Source organism: Bergeriella denitrificans NBRC 102155 (genome assembly GCF_001592185.1).
GTDB lineage: Bacteria > Pseudomonadota > Gammaproteobacteria > Burkholderiales > Neisseriaceae > Neisseria > Neisseria denitrificans.
Genome location: NZ_BCWL01000127.1, coordinates 1 through 6,403, shown reverse-complemented (window position 1 = coordinate 6,403; position 6,403 = coordinate 1). Strand labels below are relative to the sequence as shown.

5 protein-coding genes are annotated in these 6,403 nt (G+C 53.2%); 4 read left to right on the top strand and 1 reads right to left on the bottom strand.

Going from position 1 to position 6,403, the window contains the following annotated elements; translation table 11 throughout:
• Window positions 1–44: 44 nt before the first annotated feature.
• Complete coding sequence (locus tag BDE01S_RS07390) at window positions 45–383, bottom strand: hypothetical protein (RefSeq protein ID WP_066079535.1); 339 nt, start codon at window positions 381–383, stop codon at window positions 45–47.
• 202 nt (window positions 384–585) lie between these two features.
• On the opposite strand from BDE01S_RS07390, the gene BDE01S_RS07385 reads away from it, so the two are divergent.
• The 4 genes from BDE01S_RS07385 (at window position 586) to BDE01S_RS07370 (ending at window position 6,400) form a co-directional block, all read left to right on the top strand.
• Window positions 586–1,593 carry an FAD:protein FMN transferase gene (locus BDE01S_RS07385; RefSeq protein WP_066079532.1) on the top strand — a complete coding sequence of 336 codons (1,008 nt, stop codon included), beginning with the start codon at window positions 586–588 and terminating at the stop codon, window positions 1,591–1,593.
• Between the two features lie 456 nt (window positions 1,594–2,049).
• Window positions 2,050–3,645 (top strand): D-alanyl-D-alanine carboxypeptidase/D-alanyl-D-alanine endopeptidase, encoded by a 1,596-nt coding sequence (gene dacB / locus BDE01S_RS11785; RefSeq protein WP_066079529.1) that lies wholly within the window; start codon window positions 2,050–2,052, stop codon window positions 3,643–3,645.
• Between the two features lie 170 nt (window positions 3,646–3,815).
• Window positions 3,816–4,907, top strand: coding sequence for a redox-regulated ATPase YchF (gene ychF, locus BDE01S_RS07375; protein WP_066079525.1), 1,092 nt, complete (start codon window positions 3,816–3,818; stop codon window positions 4,905–4,907).
• Between the two features lie 29 nt (window positions 4,908–4,936).
• Window positions 4,937–6,400, top strand: a complete 1,464-nt coding sequence (locus BDE01S_RS07370) for a P-loop ATPase, Sll1717 family (RefSeq protein ID WP_066079522.1) — start codon at window positions 4,937–4,939, stop codon at window positions 6,398–6,400.
• Window positions 6,401–6,403 lie beyond the last annotated feature (3 nt).

The following is a 6,403-nucleotide window of genomic DNA, read 5'->3' as shown; positions in this document are numbered from 1 at the left end:
GGGTGTTTAAACGGTTTTCAGACGGCCTGCCGCCGCGCCAAGCCTCAGCCGCGCGGTTTGCCCCAGCCTTTGTGCGGCACGATGCTGCTGCGCGAAATCAGCAGCAACACGCCCAAGAGCATCATGCCCAGCGCAAACAGCGGCGAGTAGGCTACCCAGTAAGCATGGCGCAGATACACCGCCGCGCCGATATACACCAGCAGCGGGCCGGATACGATGGATTGCTTGTTGATGCCGTCCACCACCAATACGGCGATGCCGGCCACCGCAATACCCGCCGCCACCAGCGTGGCCGTGGCAGGCAGAATGCCGGTGGATTTCAGCAGCCAAACCGCGCCGAAAATAATCAGAAACAGGGGCAGGGCAAGAGAAGCAGGGGGCATAATCGCTCCTAATTCGGAATGTTCGAGCCGCCGATTATAGGGGAATTTTCAGACCGCATTTGTGGGCAAAAAGCAATCTTGCGTGTGTTTGTGCAAAGGCGCGCTTGCGGGCGGCGGCGAAGGGGCTTATAGTGCCGCAGCAGAATTTCAATTTGCCGGCTATATGCTGCACTTTTGCCCGCATCGACACGGAGTATCCCCGATGAAACCGCTGAACCGCCGCCGTTTTCTGAGCGTTTCCGCCCTGGCCGCCGCAGCCGCTTTGCCGCTGTGGTTCGGGCGGGCGGCGTCGCGCGACGAAACAGCGGCAGCGGCAGACGATGCGTTTGTCGGTTGGGAGGGCATCGCCTTAGGCTCGGGCGCATCGTTACGCCTTTACCATGAAGACCGCGAATTTGCCCAAGCCCTGATTAGGCAGGCGCTGGCGGAAACCGCGCGTTTGGAAAAAATCTTCAGCCTCTACCGCGACGACAGCGAAATCAGCCGCCTCAACCGCGCAGGGCATTTGGCGCAGCCGAGCACCGATTTGCTGGCAGTATTGAGCCGCGCGCGCGACATCTACCGGCTGACCGACGGCGCGTTTGACCCGAGCATCCAGCCTTTGTGGCAAACCTATGCCGCTTATTTCAGACGGCATCCCGAAGCCGACAGCCCGCCGCCGCAGGCCGACATCCGAAAAGCCCTGCGGCTGGTCGGGTTTGACAAAGTGGCGTTCGACAGCGCGGGCGTGCGCTTTGCCGAGCCGGGCATGGGACTGTCGCTCAACGGCATCGCGCAGGGCTATATCACCGACAAAATCGCTGCGCTGCTGCAGAAAAACGGCATCCGCCGCGCGCTGGTGGATATGGGCGAAATCCGTGGTCTGGATATGGACAAGGCGCATAGCTGGCAGGTGGGCATTAAAAATCCGCAGGACGAAACCGCCGTTTTGTTAAGCGTGCCGCTGCAAAACGAAGGCTTTGCTACCTCGGGCGGCTACGGCACGGTGTTCAACGCGCGGGGCACGTTTACCCATCTGTTCGACCCGCGCACGGGCGGCGCACAGCCGCGCTACCGCAGCATCAGCGTGATGGCGCCCAGCGCGGCGGCGGCGGACGCGCTGGCCACGGCTTTTGCCATTATGAGCCGCGAAGCCATCCTCCGTGCCGCCGCTGCGGAAAACGCGCGGGTTTGGTTGGTGGATGGGGATAATCGGATTGAGGTGTTGTGAGACGGAGTGGGAGGCTGCGGGTATCAAAATGTTTGATGTTTCGATTTGGCATGCTTTTTCAAATTTAGGCACAGTCTGAGATTTTTGCAAAAAAACTTAGACACTCAGCGACGTCATTCCCGCGTAGGCGGGAATCCACTTTAAAAATCAAACAACATATTGTTTTAAATAAGTTACCGTACTTTACGGGTGGATTCCCGCCTGCGCGGGAATGACGGCAATAAAGGTTGCTGCAATAAAGGTTTCTGTTTTTTAGAAATTTCACGATAGTGAACAACGCAAGGCAGAGTCTGCATTCAGCCGTCTGAAAAAATAGATTTGAATTTGCCCCCGCAAGCCGTCTGAAAAACGCCGCATTTATCCCGTTTCGTCGGGAAACGTCGGTTTTCAGACGGCTTTTGCCGTATATTTGCCGTATAATGTCGGGTTTTCTTATTTTCAATCCGTATCGCCCTTATGAACATATTGCCCCGTTTGGCCGCGCTGCTGCTCGGCTCTTTGGTTTTACCTGCCGCCGCTTTGGATTTTCGCGGCATTCCCCAAGGGGAAATCGCCGTTTATGTGCAGGAGCTGGAGAGCGGGCGGGTGGTGGTGGCGCACCGTGAAAACGCGTCGGTCAACCCCGCTTCGGCCATGAAGCTGGTGACGGCGTTTGCCGCTTTGCGCGCGCTGGGGGAAAACTACCGCTGGCCGACCGATTGGGGCATGGTGGGCGAAGTGAAAGACGGTACGCTGGAAGGCGATCTGTATTGGGTCGGCAGCGGCAACCCTGTTTTGCAGCAGGAAGATATTGCTGCGGTGCAGGCGCGTTTGCGTGATATGGGCATCCGCAATATCCGCGGGCATTTGGTGTTTGACCGCAGCCTGTGGGGCAAGGTGGGCAACAGCCCGGATTTTGCCGCCGATGCGGCTGAAAGTTATATGGTTGCGCCCGATCCGAATATGCTGGCGTATAAAGTGGTGTGGCTGAAGCCCGAGCGCGACGGGCGCGGCGGCGTGCAGATCAGCACCAAGCCCGCGCTGCCCGCCGTAACCGTGGACAACCGCCTCGGCCTGAATACCTTGGCGCAGGAATGCCGCGCTTTGGGCAAGCATATGAAAGCGGTTTATACCGGCGGCGTGTTGCGCGTGTCCGGCAGTCTGCCCGAAAGCTGCCTGGGGCAGGAAATGTTTGTGAACATGCTGGAAGCGGACGATTTCGCCTACCGCAGTTTCGCCAATGCCTGGCGGCTTTCGGGTGGCGGACTTTCAGACGGCCTGAAAACGGGGCGCATCCCGCAGGAAGCCCGCCTGCTGGTGCGCCAATACTCGCCGCCGCTGAAAGAAATGCTCACGGAGATGAACAAGCATTCCAGCAACCTGATTGCGCGCTCGGTCTATTTGAAGCTGGGCGGCAGCGGCGACGCGCCCGATGTGGGTTTTGCCAATTTGTGGCGCTGGTCGGGCGGCGGTTTGTCGGCGGATTTGCCGTCTGAAATGCTGCCGTATGACAACCTGCCGCAAGCGGGCGAGCAGGCGGCCAGTGCGCTGCCCGTATCGGCGGCATCCGAGTCGCAGCAGGGTGTGCAGCCACCGACCGCACCCGCCGCGCAAGCGGCGAAACCGCTTTATCTGCAAGGCAGCGGCGGCAGCGATGCCGCAGCCACTTTGGTGCGATCGGAAGCCGCCGTGCGGCACGAGTTGGCGGCGGCGGGCATAGACACGCGGCATCTGGTGCTGGAAAACGGCTCGGGCCTGTCGCGCAAAGAGCGCGTCACCGCCAAAATGCTGGCGCAGGTGTTGGAAAAAGCCTATTTCAGCCCCTTCGGCAACGCCTTTATCCAAACGCTGCCGGTCGCGGGTGTGGACGGCACGCTCAAAAGCCGTCTGAAAAACGCCGGCAGCGCCCTGCGCCTGAAAACCGGCACGCTGGGCAACGTGCGCGCGCTGGCGGGTTATTGGCTGGGCAGCAAGCCCATGATTGTGGTGGTGGTGATTAACAGCCCGAAAGCGGGGGCGTATTTGGACGATATGGACGCGCTGGTGTCGCAAATTGCTGCGGAAAATCCTTGAGCATTCAAAGGGGATAAAAAAAGCCGTCTGAAAAATGCCGCATTCAAAATATGCGTATTTTCAGACGGCTTTTTCGTGCCGCATCCTGCGGGCAGCCTTGCCGCATTCTTGTTTTGCCCGACTATATGTTATAATTCGCGATTAAACCAATTTATTTTTCAGGAAAAAACATGAGCTTGAAATGCGGCATCGTCGGCCTGCCCAACGTCGGCAAATCCACCTTGTTCAACGCGCTGACCCAATCGGGCATCGAAGCGGCCAACTATCCGTTTTGCACCATCGAGCCGAACGTCGGCATCGTCGAAGTACCCGACCCGCGCATGGCGGAGCTGGCGAAAATCGTCAACCCGCAGAAAATGCAACCCGCGATTGTCGAATTCGTCGACATCGCAGGCTTGGTGGCCGGCGCGAGCAAAGGCGAAGGCTTGGGCAACCAGTTTCTCGCCAACATCCGCGAAACCGATGCGATTGTCAACGTGGTGCGCTGCTTTGACGACGACAACATCGTCCACGTAGCCGGCAAAGTCGATCCGATTGCCGACATCGAAACCATCGGCACCGAGCTGGCGCTGGCGGATTTGGCTTCTGTAGAAAAAGCCATCGTGCGCGAAGAAAAACGCGCCCGCTCCGGTGACAAAGACGCGCAGAAGCTGGTCGATTTGTGCAAAAAACTGCTGCCGCACCTGGACGAAGGCAAACCCGTGCGCTCGTTCGGCCTCGACGCCGAAGAGCTGGCCATGCTGCGCCCGCTGTTCCTGCTCACCGCCAAACCCGCCATGTATGTGGGCAACGTGGCCGAAGACGGTTTTGAAAACAACCCGCACCTCGACCGCCTGGAAGAGCTGGCCGCCAAAGAAAACGCGCCCGTGGTCGCCGTATGCGCCGCCATGGAAAGCGAAATCGCCGAATTGGACGACGACGAAAAAGCCGAATTCCTCGCCGAAATGGGCTTGGAAGAGCCGGGCTTAAACCGCCTGATCCGCGCCGGTTACGACCTGCTCGGCCTGCAAACCTACTTCACCGCCGGCGTCAAAGAAGTCCGTGCCTGGACCATCCACAAAGGCGACACCGCCCCGCAAGCCGCAGGCGTGATCCACACCGACTTCGAACGCGGCTTCATCCGCGCCCAAGTCATCGCCTATGAAGATTTCGTCGCGCTCGGCGGCGAAGCCAAAGCCAAAGAAGCCGGCAAAATGCGCGTGGAAGGCAAGGAATATGTGGTGAAAGACGGCGATGTGATGCATTTCTTGTTTAATGTGTGATGGATGAATTAATTTAGCTAGGAGGTAAAATGAAACCGAATAACTATCTTAAGAAAATGGACTTTGGCAATGAAGCTGCTGATGATGTCGATGATGAAGAATTAAAATCTTATTTTGTTGCTCAAGATACTTTTGATACCTTTCTAAAAGATAGCAAAAGATTACAAGTCATTAAAGCCAAAAAAGGAATGGGAAAATCTGCATTAATTAAATGGCTAGGCTTAGAAATTGTGGAGAAGTATGAGGATAGTCTTGTAATCAAGATCAGAGGAAGTGATTTATCTCGTGATAATTTTAAATTAACCTCTTCTCTCTCCGAACCAAATGAGTATATTCAGGATTGGATGATTAGGCTTTGTGCTATTGTTAACAGAGAATTAGCTAAGAGAATAGGCTTCGCTATTAATGATGATCAAATATCGCTAGTTGAATCAGCAGAATTTCAAGGGTTCAAAGAACGTCATTTGATAAGCTGTTTGCTAAGCAGGTTTAAAAATATATTGGGCAAGTATCAGCCTGAAACTACTCAAACGATCAACCAGCACGAAGTATTGAAAAGAATAAACTCCTTAAATTACTCAAAAATTTGGATTCTTATTGATGATTTAGATGCTACTTTTCAAAATACAAACAAAGAAAAGGTTAATATTGGCAGCTTTTTCTCTGCATGTCGCTATATGATTCAAGATATTAAAGGCATTAATTTTCGTGTAACTTTGAGAAGTGATGTTTGGCCTGTCATTCGCCGACATGATGAATCTATGGATAAAATTGAGCAATATGTATCAGAGATTTCTTGGAGCGAAGAAGACTTTAAGAGAATAATCTGCCAACGAATTCAGGCTGAATTTCCTACTGATACTAGGCCTTTAAATGAAGATGAATTACTAGAGAAAATTTTTCAACCAACTGTTTTTTGGAATGAAAAAAATGTTCCAACATACCAAGTCTTATATATTCTTGCCTATAATCGCCCACGTTGGGGAGTCCAACTCTGCAAATTAGCTCAAGAAGATGCTATCCGAAAAAGTATGTCTCATATCGCCAAATTAAATATTGATGCCCGCTGGGGAGAATATGGATTAAAGCGCATTGCAGATCTAGTAGTAGAACACAAGCATCAATGTATGCAAGTAGAAGATCTTGTAACCTCTTTTCGCGGCTTAGATAGAAGATTTCCTCAAACAGAACTTCTAGAGATTATTAGAAAAAGAATTCTAAATTCATTAATAGTACAAATCGATGGGCAAAAAGCAACAAAACCTGAAGAAATTGCTGATTTCTTATATAGGATTGGGTTTATTGTAGCCCGTACCGAAGAAGATGGATATGGCTACCATCATTACAACTACTCCGATTTACCCGACTTATTCTCAGGTCATAGAAAAAATGGTTTCAACCTTATATGGGAGATACATCCGTGTTATAGGGAAGCCTTAAATATCAAAAAATTAAATGCAGAACAACGTAATGCAAAAAACCTTTATAAATAATTT